Source organism: Microbacterium testaceum (genome assembly GCF_001476285.1).
GTDB classification, from domain to species: Bacteria; Actinomycetota; Actinomycetes; order Actinomycetales; family Microbacteriaceae; genus Microbacterium; species Microbacterium testaceum_B.
On the sequence record NZ_LDRU01000016.1, the window covers coordinates 1 to 18,294 of the forward strand.

Here is an 18,294-nt window from a genome sequence, read left to right on the forward strand (position 1 = left end):
TTCCGGCAGGGTGGGAGTCGTGGGCGCAGGTGGCCGACGTCTCGCGCCTGCCCGATCGTCTCGCCGCCCGGGTGTCGCAGTTCGTCCGGGGCGCCGACGTGCTCGACCCTGCCGCGCGGGTCCGTCTCGCGGCCTCGCTGGCCGATGCGGTCGCCCCGTTAGTCTCGCCGCGGCCGCCGGCCGAGCCCGAGGCGTTCGTCCGCGCGGTCGCCGCGGTGCGGCGCGATCGCGAGTACCGGGCGCTCGTGATCGAGCGCGAGCGGGCGGCCGCGCTCACCGACCGCTGAGGGGCGTCAGGCCCGCAGCGTCTCGTGGCGCACGACGACCCAGCCGCGCGGCACCGAGAGCCGGTCGGCGTGGATCGCGCAGAGGTCGTGGGCGTGCGGGTCGTCGACACGCCCCAGCGGGCCCAGGGCGGCCATCTGGTCGCCGTAGTCGTAGGTGAGCGTGCTCATCGCCTCGCGGGCGCATCCCACCTTCGAGCAGAGTCTGTCGCGCATCGCGGGCAACACTAGCCCGCCGTCACTCCGGCGCCGACGCGCCGCGCCGTCGTGAGCCCACCCCGACCGAGGGCCTCGCCGTGCCGGGCGAACGTAGGATGGGCGCATGGTGCGTCGACGAACCCGCGAAGCCCGGCCGGTCGCCCGCCCGTCTCGCCATGGCCGACACGGCCGCGAGAACCGCAGCCCGGTCGTTCGTCCGCCGCTCCCCCCGATCGACACCCGGGTCGAACGTTTCGACGTCGCCGTCGGCGCCGCGGCGGAGTTCCTCCGCTCGGCCTGGAGCGAGCTGCGGGAGGTCTCGTTCGAGATCGGCATCATGCCCCCGGCCGCCACCGATGGCATCCCTCGATGGACGGTTCTGCGCGATGAGAAGCGCATCATCCTCTACCGCGTCCCGATCGAGCGGCTCGGCCACCCCCATCACGACGACGACCTGCACCGCCGCATGATGATCGAGGGTGCTGTCTTCCGCGCCGCCGCCGAGTACCTCGACCGCGACCCGTGGGACCTCGGCCCCGAGCGCTTCCGCTACTTCTGACCCGGCGCGGCCGCGCGCTCCGGGTGCCGCCGCGGGCCCCGCGCGCGCCGGACCACGCGTCCCCGCGCTGCCCCAGGAACCCGCGCCGGACTGGCCCATGCCCCACGCGTGCTCGGCGCTGACCGGCCCACCCTCACGCATAAACGCGATTCGCGAACAGAAACACGTGCTCCCCGCGTTTATGCGAGTGGATCGCGTTTACGGGGCGCCTGCCGCGACGCCAACGCGCTCGAACGCGGGAGAACCGCCCGGCGCAGGGAAGCGCTCCGCGCCGGGAAGCCGGGAACGCACGCTGACGCAGCCGCAACGTCTGTGGCATCCGTCGCCCGCCACTCCCGAGGCCGATGCGCCCCCGACCGCGCCACCCGCACGCATAAACACGATTGGCGCACAGAAACACGTGCTCCTCGCGTTTATGCGAGTGGATCGCGTTTATGGTCACCCGCCACGACGCCGACCCGCCCCAGGCACCCTTCGCGTCGCGCGACCCGAGCCATGCCCCCGCCGGGCCCCCGCCCTCACGCATAAACGCGATTCGCTCACGAAAACACGGGCTCCTCGCGTTTATGCGAGTGGATCGCGTTTATGCGCGCGGGCCGCGACGCGACCTGCGCGCACCGCCGCCCCGCCGCGCGCACCGCCGCCCACGCCGCGCGCAACCACGCGCGCGTAGCCACGCCGCGCGTAACCACGCGCGCGTAGCCACGCCGCGCGCAGCCGCGGAACGCCAGGCCTACGGCAGGACGGTCACCGCCGACTCGGCGGTGTTCGCCGGCCACAGCGGGTACCCCGCGAGGGCACCGGTCGACGAGTACGTCACCGCGCCCCGCACGGGAGTGCTCGCCTCGAGCGTGTAGACGCCCGCCGCGACGGCTGTCGAGACGGTGCCCCCGTCGGGCACGGCGAGGGTCAGCGGTGCGCTGCCGTCGGCCGGGGTGAGCGTGACCGTGGCGTCGCCGCTGCCGGCGTCCGCCGTGAGCACGAGTGCGGCACCGGCGCCCGCCGCCACCGCCACCGCACTGGGCACCGAGATCCGGGGGGCGGGGCTGTACCACGCGAAGTCGGCGCCCTGGCCGAACCCCGTCGTCGACCATGCGCCGGCGACCACGGGCTGGTCGGCGGTGATGTCGACCGCGTACGCGCCGAGGTCCACCCCCGACAGGTCGAGCGAGGTCGGCTTGCCGGCCTCGAGCGGAACGGTGCGCGGCGTGCCCGGGGTCGCCGTGCCCACCGGGACGAGCGTCACGGTCGCGGTGGCTGCGGCACCGGGGGCGAGGAGCCGCAGGACGGTCCCCGCGTCGCCGCCGCCCGCCGTCAGGATCTGCACGCCGGGGATGACCAGGTGCGTGTCCGCCTGGGCGGAGGGGGCGGCCTGGTCGACGCCGCCCGGAAGGAGCAGACGCGTGAGGCTCGCCTGCAGCGAGGCGCGCACGGGGGCACCCGACGCCGTGACACGCACGACTGGGCTCTCCTCGCCGAGCAGAAGGCCGGCCAACGGCACCACGCGCTGCGTCCCCGGCGCCACGACGAGGTTGCTGCCGCCCGGGGGCGTCGAGACACCCTGGGCTCCGTAGACGGACAGTTGCACGGTCGCGGGCACATCGCCGGGGTTGCCCAGGACGACGAGATCGTTCGCCCCGGTCGTCGTCGCGCCGGCGACCAGCCAGGACTCGGCCAGCGGAGGACGGCACGCGGATGCCGCGAACCCGATGAGGTCTTCCGAGGTCGCCGTCGCAGAGCCCGCGGCGGCGAGCGGCGCGGGCGCCCCGCCGAGAGGTTGGGCGCGAAGCGCCGTCGCATCACCCGAGCCGTCGCCGGTGGATCCGGTCAGTGCGCTGTCGACCGCGCCGCTGTCGGCCGGTCCGCTCACGACCTGCTGGGGTGCGGCCGCACTGAGCGCGCCCGCCTGTTCGGCGCTGCGCCCGAGCGCCAGCAGCGGACCGTCGCACGCGAGCACGGTGTCGGACGCGGCGGGCGTGGCCTCGATGCGGACAGGGCTCGCGGTGAGTGTCGGCCAGGGCGCGGCGATCCCGGCAACAGTCCCCACTACGACCGCACCGGCCACGACGGATCCGGCGACGACGCGGGCGCTGGTCGTCGCCCAGCGGACGAGTCGGCGGTCGCTGGTCATCGGCTTCCTCCCGGGTTCGGGCCCACGATGCGGGGCGTGCGGCGCGCGACCCGGCGGGAGGCACCGGTGGGCACGGCCAGCAGCAGGGCGACCAGGAGGACGCCCAGCGACCCGAAGGTCACGAGGCTCTGCAGACGCGCCTGGTGGTCGTCGAGCGGTGCCCGCGGCTGCACGGGCGCGGTCACGCGCCACAGGTCGCCGCGCGAGGTGGTGCCGACGCCGTCGAGCGCGTCGCGCTGGTCGAGCGACGTCGCGGCCGCGAGGCGCGCGCCGCGGATGACGTCGTTCTCGCCGGCCGAGGCGGACTGGAGCAGGACGAATCCGATGCCCCGCTCCCCCAGGCGCTCGATGGCATCGTCCGACGAGGGGGTGGTGAGGTCGGCGGCCAACGCGGCGAGCTCGCGGTCGGCGGGCTGCGCCTCGATGCGCGTCGCCTGGACCGTACTCTGCCCGCCCACGGTGGCGCTCCCGCCCCACACGACGTCCACGCGCAGACCGTCGGCGCGCGGGTCGAGCACGATCGTGCCGATCGCGGTCGAGCCTCTCCCTTCCGCGGCGACGAAGGCCGGAAGCGTCGAGGTCGGACCGTTGGTGAGCACCGAGCGCGGGTTCGATTGATCCAGGGATGCCGTGAGCGCGGGGCTCACGGCGACGAGCAGCGCCGCGAGGGTCACGAGAGCGCCGATCGGCCGGAGCACGCGCACGCGATCGACGATCCCGGCATCCAGAGCGACCATCGCGCTGCCGACCACGCCGAGCCACGCGAGGCTGAGGCCCGCGCCGGGCCAGAGCGGCACCGCCGTGCCGTGGTCGAACGACACGGCGACCCCGACCGCCGCGAAAGCCGTCGCGAGGCCCACGGCCGCGATGATGAGCAGGGCCGACGCGGTCACCCAGCGCGGGGTGAGGACGGCCAGCAGGGCGAGGACGGCGAGCGGCGCGATCAGAAGGCCGACCCACCAGACGGGGCCGTCGATGACGCTCGCCCATCCGCCGGGATCCGAGCTGGGAAAGCCCGCGGCGAGGAGCGCGCGCCCCAGCGGGTCGGCCGAGACCTCGTTGCCCGCGTAGGGGATGCCGGGGTCGGCGAGCAGCCCCCAGGGGTTCCCGGTGCGCACCTGCGTCCACACGAGGGGCGCGAACACCACGATCGAGGGCACGACGAGCCAGACGACGCGTGCCACCCCGCGGCCGGCGACGAGAGCCACGACCACGAGGGCCGCGGACCACAGCACGACGACGGCGGGGGCGAGTGACGGCGCGCACGCGAGCACGAGAACGAGCAGAACGGAGGCCGCTCCCGCCGGTGCCCAGGCCCGATGGGCGACGCTCGCGGCGTAGAAAAGCCAGGGCAGGAGCAGGTGGGCGATCAGGGCGGCGGGGCGGCCCTCGACGATCGCGGCGAGGAACGTCGGGGCGAGCGCCCACGCGACCGCGGCGGTGATGCGCAGCAGCGACGACTCGGTGACGCGCGTCGCGGCGAACCACCCGCCGAGGACGGCGAGCGGGAGCGCGAGGACCCACAGCACGACGAGGGCGCGCGAAGGGTCGCCGGGCGACAGCGTGCCGATGACCGCGATGATCGCGGAGAACGGATCGGCCGGGCCGATGGCATCCAGGCCCAGGGGGCGCTCGCCCCACGCGGCGTCCTGCCACAGCTGCGTCACCGTGGCGCGCAGGGGCGCGAGAGCGCCGCCTCCCAGCACGGGCCAGGCCAGCAGCGGGAAGAAGAGCGCGGCCGAGACCGCGAGCGCGCCGAGCACGGCCCACGCGCCTCCGCCGACGAAGAAGCGCAGTTCGGAGCGGACCGGGGCATCGGTGACACCGGCGTCCGCGGCCTCCCACCGCAGCCGCATCTCGGAGCGCGAGACGCGCAGGGGGGCGATACGGGACCAGCCGACCGAGCGGACGGCGCGGATCCGGCGCCGCGCGCGCGCCACGGCTGCGACGCGGGCCATGACGAGGATCGTCGCACCCCACTCGGGGAGCACGCGGTAGGGCACCTTCCCGATGAGGTGGAGGATCGTGCGCCACAGCGCCAGCGGGAGGAAGGACAGCCAGTGCAACGGGACGGCCGCCGCCGGTGCGTAGACGAGACGGCGGTGCAGCTGCGCGGTCCGCTCGGCGAATGCACGCCGGCGCGCGCGGCGGCGTCCGCGGGCCATCGCCGCAACGCCGTCCCCGGCGACCGCGACGCGCGCCGCGGGTACGAGGGAGACGCGGTCGCCGGCCAGGCGGGCGCGGACGCCCAGATCGACGCCTTCGTCGGCACCGCCGAGGGCGGGGTCGAGACCGCCCAGCGCCGTCCAGGACTCGCGGCGGATCAGCAGTCCGCGGACGTCCGCGCCGAGGACGTCGGCGTCGCCGTCGTGCTGGCCCTGGTCGAACTCGCCCGCCGCCAGCTCGACCGTGCGCCCGTGGCGCGTGAGGCTGATACCGAGGGAGACGATCTCCTCCGGCTCGTCCCAGCGGACGAGCTTGGGAGCCGCGACCGCGAGCGACGGCGAGAGCTCGAGCGCCCCCGCGAGCCGGACGAGGGCGTCGGGTTCGGGGGCCGTGTCCTGGGCGAGGAGCCAGACCGCATCGCCCGTGAGCCGCGGGGTGGCCAGGGCGGTGGCGACGGCGAACGGAGTTCCGGCCGAGGCGGTGATGACGCCTTCGGCACCGGATGACGCGGCCAGTTGCGTCAGCTCGGGATCGGCCCCGCACAGGACGATGGTGAGCGCATCGACGGGTCGGCTCTGCGCGGAGATCGCCGCGAGCGTGCGCTTCAGATGGTGCGCGGCGGGAGTCCGGCCCTCAGGGCGGACGACGAGGATGGCGTGAACACGGGCGGGCATGGCGCAGTCAGCCTAAGCGCGCTCCCGCACGTTCGCGGACGCCGCGCCGGGGTGAGGGCGATCGCCCGGGAAGGACCGTCGCGTCGGACGACGGATCAGGCGCGGCGCTTCAGCTTGCGACGCTCGCGCTCGCTGAGACCGCCCCAGATCCCGAAACGCTCGTCGTTCTGGAGGGCGTACTCGAGGCACTCGGACTTGACGTCGCACGAGGTGCAGATGCGCTTCGCGTCGCGCGTGGAGCCACCCTTCTCGGGGAAGAACGCCTCGGGGTCGGTCTGCGCGCAGAGCGCATCGGTCTGCCACGCGAGCGTGTTCTCTTCGACGGCGTCGATGTCGCGACGTACGCCGGGGACACCGAGGTCGATCGGATCGACGAACCAGTTGTCCGGAACACCGGACCGGTACTGCGACGTCATGTCGTCCTCCCCCACAGTCGAGCCCTCGTGACGCGGATTCGCGTACGAGTAATTACACCTGTGTCATTCGGATTGGTCAAGTCGCGGATCGTAAACCCTCAAGGCAGACCTGAACCTTCACGCGGGCCATCGGCGTGTCGCGGCTCACTCCCCCGGCATCGCGACGAACACCTCACCGCCGCTGACGACGAGGGGGCCCTCGTCCGCCGTGGCGAGCGCCGCCTGGCCGGGCGCGAGCGCGACACTCGTCCCGGACGCACCGGTGACGGTCGCCTCCCCCGACACACCCACCGCGATCGAGACACCGCGCAGGGCGACCCGCGCCGGTGCCGCCGACGGTGCGACGTGCGCGAGGGCGAAGTCGGCGATGCCCGGGGCGAAGAGCTCGACACCGGAGTCGTCCGCTCGCGGCTCCAGGCGCGGCGGCGCCGCCGGGCGGAAGTCGACGAGGCCGAGCAGCTCGGCGACGTCGATGTGCTTGGGAGTCAGGCCTCCGCGCAGGACGTTGTCGCTCGCCGCCATGATCTCCACCCCCAGGCCCGCGACGTACGCGTGGAGCACGCCGGCCGGAACGAAGATCGCCTCGCCGCGGCGCAGCTCGACGAGGTTCATGAGCAGCGCCACGACGATGCCGGGGTCCCCCGGGTACTCGGCGCGGAGGTGGCGGACGAGGGCCGCCTCGGCGGCGAACTCCGCGGAGGTCACGGATGCCGCGGCCTCCACGATCTGCTCGATCTGCGGCGTGCTCGCCTCACCGAGCGCCCAGCCGATCGCCGCGCGCAGGGCCGAGGCCGGGTCGACGTCCGCGAGGCGCTGCCGGAGCTCCCGGACGCCCTCGTCGTCGCCGAGCGCGTCGACGAGGCGCCGCGTCTGATCGAGGTCGCGCAAGCCTGCGAGCGCGGTGAAGGTGTCACTGAGGGCGACGATGACCTCGGGCTTGTGGTTGTCGTCCTTGTAGTTGCGCGAGCCGGCGTCGCGCGCGACACCCGCGGCCTCCTCGCGGGCGAAGCCCTCGACCGCCTGGTCCTTCGAGGGGTGGACCTGAATCGAGAGCGGGGAGCCGGCCGCGAGCAGCTTCAAGAGGTACGGCAGGCGGTCGGGGGCGCCGGGCGTCGTGGGAAGCCACTCGTCGAGAGTGCGCCCCGAGCCGTCGAGCACCTGAGCGGGCGAGCCGGGGTGATCGCCGAACCACACCTCCGCTTCGGGGGCGCCCGTGGGGACACGCCCCTCGAGCTCGGCGAGGAGGGTAGGGCTTCCCCAGGCGTAGTCACGGGGCGTGTTCGAGAGGGCAACCAGCACGGGCGAAAGCCTAGCGTTCCGGCCCGTCGCCGACCGGACCCGGACGGTAGCCTGAATCCACCATGGTCATGTACACGAACCACCCGGTCTCGGCGCCTCCCTCGGCTCCCGTCCGCGAGACCACCGGGCACCTGCTGCTGCGGGCGTGGTGCGTGTTCGTCATCGTCCTCGCGCTCGGCGGCGTCGGTCTCGTCAACGCCGTGGGCCCGGTCGCCAGCACCGTGATCGTCGTCGCGACGGCGGTGGTCTCGGCCGTCGTGTGGATCGTCGTCCGCCCGCCCGTGGCCTGGCGCCGCCTCCCCTGGCTCGCGTTCGGGTATGTCGCGTGGGCCTTCCTCTCCGTCCTCTGGAGCGCTTGGCCCGCGGCATCCGTCCTCACTCTCCTGCTGCTCGGGATCACGACCTTCCAGGGGCTGTTCGTCGGTGCGGTCCTCACGTGGCGCGACGTCGTGCGCGCGGTGGCGTCGGCGGCGAAGTGGATCGTCGGCCTGTCGCTGCTGTTCGAGCTCGCGGTGTCCGTGTTCGTGCGCGGACCGATCCTGCCGGGCTTCGCGCTGCCGGCCTCGCGCATGGACCCGATCGTGTACTGGTCCCGCGACAACCTCTTCGACGGCGGGCGCATCCAGGGCATCTTCGGCAACGCGAACCTGCTGGCATCCGTGATGCTCGTGGCGATCATCGTGTTCGCGATCCGCTTCGCCGCCGGCGCTCCCCGTCGCCTGTGGCTGCTCGGCTGGATCGTGGTCGCCGCGTTCCTCTTCGTCCGCGCGGGGTCGGCGACCGCCCTCGTCTCGGCGGCCTTCGTGGCGCTGGTGCTGGCGACCGTCCTGGTGATGCGCACCGCGCGGCGTCCCGGCGAGCGGACCCGGTGGTACGTCCTCTACGCTGTCGTGGGTCTCGGCGGCGGCGCGGCCCTGTGGTTCGGCCGCGACACGGTGTTCGGACTGCTGGGGCGCGGAGCCGACCTGACCGGCCGCGAGGGCATCTGGGCCGATGTCCTCGCCCGCGCGGCGGAGCGTCCGTTCACCGGCTGGGGCTTCTCGACGCCCTGGATCGCCTCGGAGCCGCTCATCGACGGCTGGATCGTCGACCACGGCCAGACGGTCGTCCAGGCGCACAGCGTGTGGATCGACGTGTTCTTCCAACTCGGCGGGGTGGGGGTCGTCCTGCTCGCGCTCGTCTACCTCGCCTACCTGTGGCGCTCGTGGTTCTTCGCGATCGATCGCCCGCGGTGGGATCTGCGCGCCGATCGCCCGTACTCCCCCCTCACCCTCCTGCCGACCCTCATCGGGGCGCTTCTCGTGGTGCAGGGGCTGACCGAGTCGGGGCCGCTGCTCCTGTGGGGCTGGATGTTCGTGGTGCTCTTCGGGGCGAAGATCAAGCAAGCGCCCCTCGTCGGCGTCGGCCCCGCCGAGCAGAGCATCGCGATCGAACGCGGCGAGCCCCAGAGCCCCGGATCGTGAGGGCGGCGCCCGCCCTGCTCGCCTCGGCGGGCTTCGCGCGAGCCTTCACCCTCACGGTCTTCGCGGCCGTCTTCGGTTCGACCGCGATCCGCGGGGTCTCCGGCGACGTGACCCTCGCGACGATCGTGTTCGGGTTGTGCATCCTCGGCGTGGGAGTGCTCATCGTCCGGCGGCGCGAGATCGAACTCGTCCGCCTCGCTCCCACGACCCTCGTGCTTCTTCTCGCGTGGGCCGGCGCGAGCGTCCTCTGGAGCGCGGATCCCCTCTCGAGTCTCGGCGGCTGGGCCGAGCTCGTCGCGGTGTCGTTCCTCGCCGTGGTGATCGGGCACGTGCGCGACGCGCTGCAGACGGTGCGCGCTCTGGGAGACGTGCTCCGGTGGCTCCTCGGCACCTCGCTCACGCTCGAGATCCTCAGCGGCATCCTGCTCGATCTTCCGATCCCGTTCCTGGGGATCCAGGGCGACATCGCCTCGCTCGGCCCCGTGCAGGGGCTGTTCGGCACGCGCAACGTGCTCGGCTTCGTCACCGTCATCGCCCTCATCACCTTCCTCGTCGAGTACCGCACGCAGTCGGTGCGCGCGGGGACGGCGATCGCCTCGGTCGTCCTGGCCGGATCCCTCGCCGTGCTGAGCGGCTCGCCCACCGTGGTCGCGGTGGCCGTGACCACGGGCGCCGCGACCCTCGCGCTCGCGCTCGTGCGTCGCCTCTCAGCGCCGCGCCGCCCTCTCGCACAGCTCATCCTCGGCATCGGCGTGATCGCGGCCGTCGCGGCCGGCTACGGCATGCGCGACGCGATCGTGGCGCTGGTCGACGCGCGCGCCGATTTCTCCCTGCGCACCGACCTGTGGTCTCGCCTGCTGACCTACGTGGCCTACCGGCCGGTCGAGGGCTTCGGCTGGTTCGGGACGTGGTCGCCCGATTCCTTCCCGTTCGCGTCGCTCAACTTCGCCCTCGGCGAGCAGCACACCTCGGCGCTGGACGCCTACCTCGACGTGCTCCTGCAGCTGGGCTGGGTGGGACTCCTGCTGTTCCTCACCCTCGGCGCCCTCGCCCTCGCCCGGGGCTGGCTGGTCGCGACCGAGAGACGTTCGACCGTGCACGCGTGGGGCCCGCTGACCCTCGTCGCGCTGCTGACCTTCTCGTTGTTCGAGAGCTTCACGCTCTCCGGCGCCGGTCTGCTCCTCCTGGTCGTCTGCGCGGTACGGGCCGGGCAGTCCCGCTCCTGGCGAGAGAGCCTCGGACTCCGGATGCCGCCGGCCCCGGCGCCGCACGAGGGGCCGGGCGTTCAGGGCCCGCCCACCGCTGCCGGGTAGACTCCGGGTCGGCCGCCCGACGGCCTGCGCCTTCGACGAAAGACCCTTCGTGACGTACACCCTGCAGAACGCCGTGCTCCCGCTCGACCGCGACCCCGACCTTCTCCCCCTCTACGTCGACCCCGAGACGTGGTCGACGATCGATGAAGAGCCGGTGCGCGTGACCAACGTCGCGCAGCTGAGCAACGTGCTCGACCGCCACCGCGCCCGCATCGTGGCGGGGCGCCGCGTCTCGTTCGGCACGTACTTCAACGCTTTCCCCGCGTCGTACTGGCAGCACTGGACAGCCGTCCGTCAGGTCCGCCTGACCGTGCGCACCTCTGGTGACGCGACGATCCTCGTCTACCGCTCCAACGGCGCCGGGACGAAGCAGCGCATCGAGACCCGCGAGGTCCGCGGCGATTCCGCCGAGACCGCGTTCGACCTCGTGCTCGACCAGTACAGCGACGGGGGCTGGATCTGGTTCGACGTCGCCGCCGACCGGTCGGACGCGATGTTCGAGGGCGCGACGTGGACGACCGACGAGGAGCCGGTGCGCGCGGGCAAGGCGAGCATCGGCATCACGACGTACAACAAGCCCGACTACTGCGTGAACACGCTGCAGGCTCTCGCGGACGCCCCCGACGTGCTCGACGTCGTGGACCGCGTGTTCCTCATCGATCAGGGCACCGACCTCGTGGCCGACCAGGCCGCATACCCCGAGGTCGCGTCGCGCCTGGGCGAGACTCTCCAGGTGATCCGCCAGCCGAACCTCGGCGGTTCGGGCGGCTTCGCCCGCGCCATGACCGAGACCCTGGAGCGCCCCGAGAGCGACTTCGTGCAGCTGCTCGACGACGACGTGCGCATCGAGCCCGAGTCGATCCGCCGGTCGGTCGTCTTCGGCCGCTACGCCTCGGTCCCCACGATCGTGGGCGCGCACATGTTCGACCTGCTCGACCGCCCCAAGCTCCACGCCTGGGCCGAGGTCGTCGACGACGCGCCCTTCATGTGGCGGGCGCTGTACCAGGAGCGCCTCCCCCACGACTTCAGCGTCGCGAACCTCCGCCAGAGCCCGATCCTGCACATGCGACTCGACGCCGATTACAACGGCTGGTGGATGTGCCTCATCCCCACCAGCATCCTGCGCGAGATCGGCCTGTCGCTCCCGGCGTTCATCAAGTGGGACGACGCCGAGTTCTGCCTGCGGGCTCGGGATGCCGGCTACCCGACGGTGTCGATGCCCGGTGTCGCGCTGTGGCACGTCTCGTGGGTCGGCAAGGACGACTCGATCGACTGGCAGGCGTACTTCCACGCCCGCAACCGGATCGTCTCGGCTCTCCTGCACTCGCGCTCACCGCAGGGCGGCACCCTCATCCGGCACAGTCGACGTCTCGACCTCAAGCACCTCATGATGATGCAGTACTACCCGGTCGAACTCCGTCACCGCGCGCTCCGCGACGTGCTGTCCGGCCCCGCGCACATGCGCCGCGGTCTCGCGACCGCGATGCCCGAGGCGCGCGCCATCGCCAAGAAGCACCCCGAGACGATCATCCACAAGGACTCCGGAGTGCCGCTGCGCTCGCGCCGGGGACGCCAGGTGTTCCGTCGCCTCAAGCGGCACGAGTTCGACAGCCCCACGGGCCTGCGTCTGCGCGTCTTCACGCTGCGCACGCTGCTCTCGCACTGGTTCCACACCCCGCGGCCCGAGAACGTCGCGCAGCCCGAGGTCGAGTTCGGCAAGGGCGACGCCCACTGGTGGCGGGTGCCACACTACGACAGCGCCCTCGTCAGCGCCGCCGACGGGTCGGGACAGAACATCTACACGCGCGACCGGGCGCAGTACCGGCGGATGCTGCGCGAGAGCCTGCTGCTGCACCGGCGCCTGCAGCGCGAGTGGCCGCGCCTGTCCGAGCAGTACCGTCGGGCGCTGCCCGACCTGGTGTCCGAGGCGCAGTGGCGCGCGACCTTCGAGGAGCGTTCGTGAGCATGGCATCCTTCGATCCGAAGACCGCGACCATCGTCGTCGTCACCTACAACCGCACGCACCTGTTGACGCGTCTGCTCGAGAGCATCGAGCGCATGGACCCCGCCCCGGGACACCTCGTCGTGATCGACAACGCCTCGACCGACGACACGACCGAGGTCGTCGAGTCGTTCCGCGATCGCCTGCCCACCGAGCTGGTCTACCGCCGTCTCGAGACGAACACGGGCGGCTCGGGCGGATTCAGCGAGGGCATGCGCGTCGCGTACGAGCTCGGGTCCGAGTGGATCTGGCTCATGGACGACGACGTCGAGGTGGTCTCGGACGGCCTCGCCCGCATGGGCCACTGGACGCCGCGATTCCGCAGCATCCAGGGTCGGCGCTACGACTACGACGGCAGTGAGTTCTACTGGCAGTACCGCGTGGCCGAGTCGATGGCGATCCCGATCCCCTTCGCCCCCGCCGGATTCGACGACTCCGGCTTCAAGCCGATGAACTCCGGATGCTTCGAGGGCATGTTCATCCACCGCGACATCGTCGCGAAGATCGGCCTGCCCGACCCCCGCTTCTTCATCTACTGGGACGATCAGCTCTACGGCTGGCTCGCCTCGCGGCAGACGCCGTCGGTCATCGTGAACGAGTTCGTGCTGCGCCGCACCCGCGAGATCAAGCAGTGGGACATGGGCATCCGGCACATGAACGCCTCGAGCGACGCGTACCGGTACTACATCATGCGCAACCGCGCGTACCTGCAGAAGTACTACCGCGAGCTCGGCGTCTACCAGCCCCTCCCGTTCTCCGCCGGCACGGCGCTGACGTTCGTCAAGGAGCTGATCCGCCTCGTCGTCGTGGAGCGCAAGGTGCGCGGAACGAGCCACCTGTTCCGCGGGCTGCGCGACGGCCGCCGGATCTTGCGGGACGCGTCGTGGACGCCGATGCCGCCGCTGGAGCGCGCACAGCCCGTCAGCTGACGCCGCACGCGCGACGGCCGCCCGCCCGGGCGGCTCAGCGCGTGGCGTAGTCCTCGTTGTAGCGGTCGAGCACGTCGGCGATCGGCGCGTCGAGCTGCAGCCGCCCGCCGTCGAGATACAGGCCGCGACGGCAGAAGCGCCGCAGGTCTTTCTCGTTGTGGCTGACGAAGAAGAGCGTGCGCCCCTCGGCGAGCAGCTCGTCGATGCGGCGGTAGCACTTCTCGCGGAACGCGCGGTCGCCCACGGCGAGTACTTCGTCGACCAGGAGGATCGGCTCGTCCAGCTGCGACACGACCGAGAACGCCAGCCGCACCTTCATGCCGTTGGACAGGTGCTTGTACGGGGTGTCGACGAAGTCGCCGATCTCGGCGAAGGCGATCATGTCGTCGAAGCGGCGCGCGACCTCGGCGCGTGGCATCCCGTGCAGTCCGGCGGTCAGGCGGACGTTCTCACGGACCGTGAGGTCGCCGACGAACCCGCCGGTGATCTCGATGAGCGGCGCCACTCCGCCGTCGACCTCGACGCCGCCCTCGTCGGGGAGGAGGACGCCGGCGACGAGCTTGAGCAGCGTCGACTTCCCCTGGCCGTTGCGGCCGACCACGCCGATGGACTCCCCGGGCTCCACGCGGAACGACACGTCGCGCAACGCCCAGAACTCGTCGGGCCGCGAGCGCCGCTCCGCGCCGCCGAACAGGTCTTTGAGGCTGCGCGTGCCGCGCCGGTTGCGCCGGAACCGCACGCCGAGCCCGTGCACATCGATAGCGGGGGCCACCATCACAGCTCCTTCAGCACGGGACGCTCCAGCCGCGGGAACACCAGCAGCCCCAGTCCCAGGATGCCGAGGCTCACCGCCGCCCCCACGAGCACCGTCATCGTGTCCCACTGGTCGGGGAAGAACCCGACGCGGTAGAGGGTGAAGATGCCCGCGAGCGGGTTGAACGCCGCGATGTCGGCGAAGACACCCGGGAGGTTGCCCACGCCGTAGATGATCGGCGAGGCGTAGAACAGGGCGCGCAGCACGAGCCGCGTGGTCCGCTCGAGGTCGCCGAACATGACGCACAGCGGGGCGACGATCAGGCCGAGCCCGACGAGGAGGACCGTCTGCAGGATCACCGCGAGGGGGAAGGCGAGGAGCGCCCACGACACCTGGGCCCCACCGAAGACCGCGAAGAGCACGAGCACGGGGAGGGAGAAGAGGAACTCGATGCCCTTGCTGACCACGATTCGGTTGACCCAGATCCAGCGCGGGATCGAGGTCGAGCGCACGAGACGGGCGTCCTTCTTGAAGGCTTTCGTGAAATCGGTGACCGCGGAGTTGAACCACACCCAGGGCAGCAGCGCCGTGATGAGGAAGACGATGTACGGGTCCTCCCCCACCGAGCGGTGGAACACCTGGGTGAACACGAACCAGTAGATGCCGCTCATGACGAGCGGATCGAGCACCGACCACAGGTACCCCAGAGCGCTGGTGGAGTAGCGCACGCGCAGGTCGCGCGACGACAGCAGCCACAGCGAGTGGAGGGAGCGCCGCACCGAACCGGGGGCGCCGACGGTGGCGGGGGTCACCCGAGAATCCTACGTGCGAGCGTCATCCGAGGCTGGGGGGAAGCTGCTCGGCCAGCAGGGGCGCGAGCGTCGCCGCATAGGTGCGCGACAGGTGATTGTCGTCGCGGTAGAGCACGACGTTGCCCACCACGCCGACGCACACGTCGTCGGGACAGATCCACGGGGTGAGGTCGACCAGCTGCACCCCCGCCCGGTCGAGGACGACCGCGGGATTGTCGTCGGCGAGCGAGCCCGCGCGCGGCACGGCGCACTCCAGGGGGTCGCTCGCCTCGGCGACGCAGCTGTACATGTCGAAGCCGAACCGCGGGTTGTCCCGGATGCCGAGGACCTCGATGCCGGCGTCACCCATGCGATCGAGGAAACGGTCGATGCCGGGCCGCAGGGCCTCATCGGACTCGCCGTGGTCCGACCGCGTCACGACGGTCACGACGGCATCCGGTCGCATCCGTTCGACGTGGTCGACCGCGGCCTCTCGCCACGCGTCGCAGGTCGGGTCCATCCCCGGTTCGTCGAGGCCCATCGAGCAGCCGCCCTTGACGAGCATGACCACTCCCCACCCGTTCTGCTCCGCGAGGGGCACGAGGGCCGCGGTGATCTGCTGCGAGTGGGAGTCGCCGACCACGACGATCGTGCGTCCGGCACGGGCCGTGTGCGTGGTCTCGTTGCACGTGCCGATCAGGATCTCCGCCGTCGGCGCGCGATCGCCGGTGCAGGGGCGGTCGAGCTGCATCCACTCCTCCTCGAGAGCGGCGGGCATCGGGAGCAGGACCGCGTCGGCGGGCGGCTCGGGCAGGGTGGGATCGTGCAGCACGGCCGCACCGGGGTTGGCGAGCGCCGCGCGCGCCGCGACAGCGCGCGCCTCGAGCTCACTCGAGACCTGCCACGCGGTCACCGGCAGCACGACCACCGCCGTCGCGACGACCACGACCGCGATGGGGACGAGCCGGGAGGGGTCGCTTCTCCGCCACTCGCGGACGGGGGTGTCGACCGCCGCGGTCAACGCCCGGGCGAGGGCGAGCGAGAGCACGATGACGAGCGTTCCCCCGACGATCCCGGCGCCTTCCCTGCCCGTCACGACGAGGAAGGTGACGAGGATCGGCCAGTGCACCAGGTAGAGGGCGTAGGCGTCGCGACCGAGGAACCGCAGGGGACGGGATGCCAGCAACCGCGCCGGTCCCCCGGAGGCCACGCCGCTTCCCGAGACGACGATCGCGGCCGCGCACAGCACGGGCCAGAGTGCGAGGAAGCCGGGGAACCCGCCCTGCACGTCGACGACGAGGCCGAGGACCAGGAGTCCGAACAGCCCCGCCCACCCGAGCAACGCGCGGACCACCGGCCCCGGGCGCACGTGCGGCAGCACGACGACGAGGAGCGAGCCCGCGGCGAACTCCCACAGGCGCGCGCCCGTGTCGAAGTAGGCACTCTGCTGCTCCGCCGCGGTCCGGACGATCGAGAACGCCAGCGAGAGCGCGAACACCGCGCCGAAGACGAGCCCGACGACGCGATCCGGTGACACGCCGAAGCGGCGGACGACGACCTGGCACCCGGCCAGAAGGACGACCCAGAGCACGAAGGCCTGGCCCTGCACCGACATCGACCAGAAGTGCTGCAGCGGACTCGGCACCTCCGTCCGCGCGTAGTAGTCGACGGCATCCGCAGCCAACAGGGCGTTCTGCACGTAGAGGAGCGACGCCCAGGTCTGCTCCCAGATCGCGCGCCACGTGACCGGCGGGAAGAACGTCCAGGCGAGGGCGAGAACGCCCACCAGCGTCACCGCGGCCGCGGGCAGCAACCGGCGGAAGATGCCGATGAGGTGCGCAACCGGACGAACGGGTGTCGGTCCGTCCATCCGACGGACGAAGCCGCGGGTGAGAAAGAACGCCGACAGCATGAGGAAGACGTCGACGCCGCCCGAGACCCGGCCGATCCACACGTGGTAGGTCACGACGAGCAGGATCGCGACGGCGCGCAGGCCGTCGATGTCGGGGCGATACGCCCAGCGCCCCTCGTCCGACCGGTCAGCGCTCGCCGACCGGACCTCGGACCCCGGGGTCACACGCACGGATGCGTCACGCGAGCTGGTTGTTCCACATCGACAGGGCGGAACCGATGGCCATGTGCATGTCGAGGTACTGGTACGTGCCGAGGCGACCACCGAAGTGCACGTCGCGCTCGCCCTTGGCCAGGTCCCGGTAGGCCAGCAGACCCGCACGGTCGTCCGCGGTGTTCACGGGGTAGTACGGCTCGTCCGCGCGGGTCGCGAAGCGGGAGTACTCGCGCACCACGACCGTCTTGTCGGTCGGGTAACGGTCGGCGCGCTCGGGGTGGAAGTGCTTGAACTCGTGGATGCGCGTGTACGGCACGTCGGCGTCGGCGTAGTTCATCACGCTCGTGCCCTGGAAATCGCCGATCGGCAGGACCTCCTGCTCGAAGTCGAGCGTGCGCCACGACAGCTCGCCCTCGGCGTAGTCGAAGTACCGGTCGACCGGACCGGTGTACACGACGGGAACCTGACCGACGGTGGCCTTCTTGTTCAGCGGCTGCGACTCGTCGAAGTAGTCCGTCGACAGCTTCACCTCGATGTTCGGGTGGTCGGCCATCCGCTCCAGCCACGCGGTGTACCCGTCGACCGGGAGACCCTCCCACGTGTCGTTGAAGTACCGGTTGTCGTACGTGTACCGCACGGGCAGACGCGAGATCACCTCGGCCGGCAGATCCTTCGGATCGGTCTGCCACTGCTTCGCCGTGTAATCGCGGATGAACGCCTCGTACAACGGGCGACCGATGAGCGCGATCCCCTTCTCCTCGAGGTTCGCGGCATCCTTCGCATCGAACTCACCCGCCAGCTCCTGAACAAGCGCCTTCGCCTGATCGGGGGTGTACGCGGCCTGGAAGAACTGGTTGATCGTGCCGAGGTTGATCGGCAGCGGGAACACCACACCCTTGTGCGTCGTGTAGACGCGGTGGACGTAGGAGGTGAAATCGGTGAAGCGGTTGACGTACTCCCACACCGTCGGGTTGGACGTGTGGAACAGGTGCGCCCCGTACCGGTGGACCTCGATCCCCGTCTCGGGCTCGTCCTCGGAGTAGGCGTTGCCACCGATGTGGGCACGACGGTCGATCACCGTGACGCGACGGCCGGCGGCAGCCGCCCGCTCCGCGATCGTGAGACCGAAAAAGCCCGAACCGACTACCAGAAGATCCATGTACGCGAACAACTCTCGTTTCGGGGAAGAACGCCGACCATCCTACCCGCGGGCCCCTCCGCGGTTGCACGGGGCGGCTCAGCGGGCG

At 71.8% G+C, this 18,294-nt stretch carries 14 protein-coding genes and 1 pseudogene; 6 read left to right on the forward strand and 9 right to left on the reverse strand.

Translation table 11 applies throughout. The features are described from left to right. A pseudogene (locus tag NS283_RS03310) lies at positions 1-287 on the forward strand (RDD family protein); the annotation flags it as partial. A 6-nt stretch (positions 288-293) separates the two neighbouring features. Here the strand turns inward: NS283_RS03310 and NS283_RS03315 are convergent. Beyond that, positions 294-500 (reverse strand): DUF3499 family protein, encoded by a 207-nt coding sequence (locus NS283_RS03315; protein WP_013583633.1) that lies wholly within the window; start codon positions 498-500, stop codon positions 294-296. 106 nt (positions 501-606) lie between these two features. On the opposite strand from NS283_RS03315, the gene NS283_RS03320 reads away from it, so the two are divergent. After that, entirely contained in the window at positions 607-1,041 is a 435-nt protein-coding gene (locus NS283_RS03320; RefSeq protein WP_193751336.1) for a hypothetical protein, read from the forward strand. Between the two features lie 733 nt (positions 1,042-1,774). Here NS283_RS03320 and NS283_RS03325 read toward each other — a convergent pair. The 4 genes from NS283_RS03325 to manA all read right to left on the reverse strand — a co-directional run bounded on the left by NS283_RS03325 (position 1,775) and on the right by manA (position 7,727). Continuing rightward, positions 1,775-3,172, reverse strand: a complete 1,398-nt coding sequence (locus NS283_RS03325; protein ID WP_058595468.1) for a DUF5719 family protein — start codon at positions 3,170-3,172, stop codon at positions 1,775-1,777. After that, a complete protein-coding gene (locus NS283_RS03330) occupies positions 3,169-6,012 on the reverse strand; it encodes a glycosyltransferase (protein ID WP_058595469.1) in 2,844 nt (947 codons plus the stop codon). The genes NS283_RS03325 and NS283_RS03330 overlap by 4 nt, the downstream gene beginning before the upstream one ends. A 95-nt stretch (positions 6,013-6,107) precedes the next feature. Next, complete coding sequence (locus NS283_RS03335) at positions 6,108-6,428, reverse strand: WhiB family transcriptional regulator (RefSeq protein ID WP_081317242.1); 321 nt, start codon at positions 6,426-6,428, stop codon at positions 6,108-6,110. 144 nt (positions 6,429-6,572) lie between these two features. Beyond that, positions 6,573-7,727, reverse strand: coding sequence for a mannose-6-phosphate isomerase, class I (gene manA / locus NS283_RS03340; RefSeq protein ID WP_058595470.1), 1,155 nt, complete (start codon positions 7,725-7,727; stop codon positions 6,573-6,575). A 62-nt stretch (positions 7,728-7,789) separates the two neighbouring features. On the opposite strand from manA, the gene NS283_RS03345 reads away from it, so the two are divergent. The 4 genes from NS283_RS03345 to NS283_RS03360 are packed head-to-tail and all read left to right on the forward strand — an operon-like array spanning position 7,790 to position 13,434. Then, complete coding sequence (locus tag NS283_RS03345) at positions 7,790-9,190, forward strand: O-antigen ligase family protein (RefSeq protein WP_058595471.1); 1,401 nt, start codon at positions 7,790-7,792, stop codon at positions 9,188-9,190. After that, positions 9,187-10,503, forward strand: a complete 1,317-nt coding sequence (locus NS283_RS03350; RefSeq protein ID WP_081317238.1) for an O-antigen ligase family protein — start codon at positions 9,187-9,189, stop codon at positions 10,501-10,503. Before NS283_RS03345 ends, NS283_RS03350 begins: the two co-directional genes overlap by 4 nt. A 49-nt stretch (positions 10,504-10,552) precedes the next feature. Further along, positions 10,553-12,466, forward strand: a complete 1,914-nt coding sequence (locus tag NS283_RS03355; protein ID WP_058595472.1) for a glycosyltransferase — start codon at positions 10,553-10,555, stop codon at positions 12,464-12,466. A 2-nt stretch (positions 12,467-12,468) separates the two neighbouring features. Then, a complete protein-coding gene (locus NS283_RS03360) occupies positions 12,469-13,434 on the forward strand; it encodes a glycosyltransferase family 2 protein (RefSeq protein WP_058595532.1) in 966 nt (321 codons plus the stop codon). A gap of 34 nt (positions 13,435-13,468) precedes the next feature. On the opposite strand, the gene NS283_RS03365 is transcribed toward NS283_RS03360, so the two are convergent. Genes NS283_RS03365 through glf form a run of 4 tightly spaced genes read right to left on the reverse strand, consistent with a single transcriptional unit; the run spans position 13,469 to position 18,206 of the window. Beyond that, positions 13,469-14,209 (reverse strand): ABC transporter ATP-binding protein, encoded by a 741-nt coding sequence (locus NS283_RS03365; protein WP_193752623.1) that lies wholly within the window; start codon positions 14,207-14,209, stop codon positions 13,469-13,471. Continuing rightward, positions 14,209-15,000, reverse strand: a complete 792-nt coding sequence (locus tag NS283_RS03370; RefSeq protein WP_058595473.1) for an ABC transporter permease — start codon at positions 14,998-15,000, stop codon at positions 14,209-14,211. Before NS283_RS03370 ends, NS283_RS03365 begins: the two co-directional genes overlap by 1 nt. 22 nt (positions 15,001-15,022) lie before the next feature. After that, a complete protein-coding gene (locus tag NS283_RS03375) occupies positions 15,023-17,056 on the reverse strand; it encodes an acyltransferase family protein (RefSeq protein ID WP_193752624.1) in 2,034 nt (677 codons plus the stop codon). 13 nt (positions 17,057-17,069) lie between these two features. Further along, entirely contained in the window at positions 17,070-18,206 is a 1,137-nt protein-coding gene (gene glf, locus NS283_RS03380) for a UDP-galactopyranose mutase (RefSeq protein WP_058595474.1), read from the reverse strand. Between the last annotated feature and the right edge of the window lie 88 nt (positions 18,207-18,294).